Origin of the sequence: Bradyrhizobium sp. Cp5.3 (genome assembly GCF_000426265.1) — a bacterium.
GTDB classification, from domain to species: domain Bacteria; phylum Pseudomonadota; class Alphaproteobacteria; order Rhizobiales; family Xanthobacteraceae; genus Bradyrhizobium; species Bradyrhizobium neotropicale.
The window spans coordinates 1-1,944 of sequence record NZ_AUFA01000126.1; the positions used below are offsets into that span (position 1 = coordinate 1).

Here is a 1,944-nt window from a genome sequence, read left to right on the forward strand (position 1 = left end):
AGTACCGCGCAAACAGGCCGAACACATGGCTGCTCCGACCAATGCTGCGACGTGAAGATTCTTCTTGCCAACCCGGAGCCGTCCACACATGGCCCCTGTGAGACGTTCGGGGCCAGCCGAATGTCCGGTTTGCGCCCGCCAGGAGCTTCCAGATGAGAATGGCCTGCCCGGTTCGCAATACAGGTCATTGCCAGGATAAGCACGGGTCGGACGAACGATCGTGATCTACGATGCCTGATGTCGAACAGCACGCCGGGCAGTGCTAACATGGAGCGCTAATCGCTCGGCATTTTGATACAGATCTGCACCACGATCGGAGGAATCTATCGGCCTAAGTCGCAAGCCGTTAGCCTTCAAGGCGACTAGACGTTGCAAGTCAATGTTCACCTGAAACACGGGGGTTGAGAATGAAGACGATCTTGGTCCCGATCCAAAACATTGCGCTCATGACATCCGCACTCGAGGTCGCCGCACGTCTCGCGCAACGTACCGGCGCGTACATCGAAGGCTTTCCGCTCCGGTTCGGTATCCCTCAATATTTAGTCGCAGAATTAGCCACCGGCATCCCTTTGGATTCTTACCATGCGAAGAGCCAGGAAGAGTTAGCCGAAATGCACCATTTGTTCGAAGCGTTCATGCTAAAGCACGATATTCCTCCAGCCACTGCAGACTCGAGCCGACCATGCTTCGGCTGGTTGGAAACCGCGCCTGAGGGTGAAGACTTTGTTGGAAGTTATGGGCGTGCTTTCGACGTCGTTGTAATGCCGCGGTCCGACGTTGATGCTGCTGGCCCGAACCGGCGCGCCATTGAATCCGCATTGTTTGAGAGCGGTAGACCCGTCCTACTGGCGCCACTAGACGCGCCAAGAAGCATCGCGACAAACATTGTGATCCACTGGAACGGTAGTACCGAGCAGGCTCGGGTCAACGCTTTTGCTATGCCGTTGCTTCGTCTGGCAGAAAGGGTAACGGTGCTAACCGTGATTGGCGGACAAGAGGTACCAGGCCCATCTGCCGATCAGATCGTCCGACAATTGCTGTACAACGACATTGCTGCCAAGCTAGTGAGCTTTGAACTGGAAGACCGCGACACTGGTGAGGCGGTTCTTGATGCCGCCAGAGCACAAGGCTGCGATCTGTTGATAAAAGGAGCCTTTACCCGCAATAGGCTGCGGCAAATGATATTCGGTGGCGCGACCAGTTATATCATGGAGCACGCGGATTTACCCGTCCTAATGGCGCATTAGAACTGCGGGTACAATTCGCTCCGCCTCCGACGCAATGCGGCGCGAGTAGGCATAGAATTGCTTTTTACCGCAGCTTGCTCAACGCAGGAGCGCATCTTCCTCGCGTCCCGTCAGCCACGGCAATTCCTTAACGCCTTTGGCTTGATCTTTGACCGATAAGAGATCCGTTCCTGACTAGGTCCGGTTTTGGGCGTCAAAAGCTGCCCTCCCCGCCAAGTCGCAGTTTGACCCAGAACGGTCGTTAGGCACGCAGTTCATTCAATCCTTCTGCGGGCGCAGACCCCCGTCAAAGCCGGGTCGAGCATGACCGTCTTGTCGAGGAACCTTGCTGCCGGATCTGTGTTCGAGATGCTGGCGGGCTCGATGCGGCATCGACTCGTTTCACCGCAAGCGCGCGGCGCCCGATCGTGTCGGCATCAACGCGTTTTGTCTCGAGAGACTTGATCCCCGGCTCAGTGTCGGTGCGCGCCACCGAGGGCATCGGCATGTCAGCGGGCGATCCTAACGCGCGAAGCGAATGGCTTGGACCGCGGCGAGCTGGCGCGTTCATCCGCACAAACAAAAACGCCGCCTCCCGAAGGAAGCGGCGTTTTGTATTTCGAACATCGAAAGAGGAGAATTCCTTGTCCTTGGCAGGCCTGGCAGCGACCTACTCTCCCAGGGCTTAAGCCATAGTACCATTGGCGCTGAAGAGTTT

Annotated in this window: 2 protein-coding genes; both read left to right on the top strand. The window is 56.8% G+C overall.

Annotation, left to right across the window (positions count from 1 at the left end; translation table 11 throughout):
- Positions 1-407 precede the first annotated feature (407 nt).
- Positions 408-1,247: a universal stress protein gene (locus tag K289_RS0140735; RefSeq protein ID WP_027556534.1), complete on the top strand. Its 840-nt coding sequence runs from the start codon at positions 408-410 to the stop codon at positions 1,245-1,247.
- A gap of 517 nt (positions 1,248-1,764) precedes the next feature.
- Positions 1,765-1,944: hypothetical protein (locus K289_RS52125; RefSeq protein ID WP_210164556.1), on the top strand; the 180-nt coding region annotated here is incomplete at its 3' end.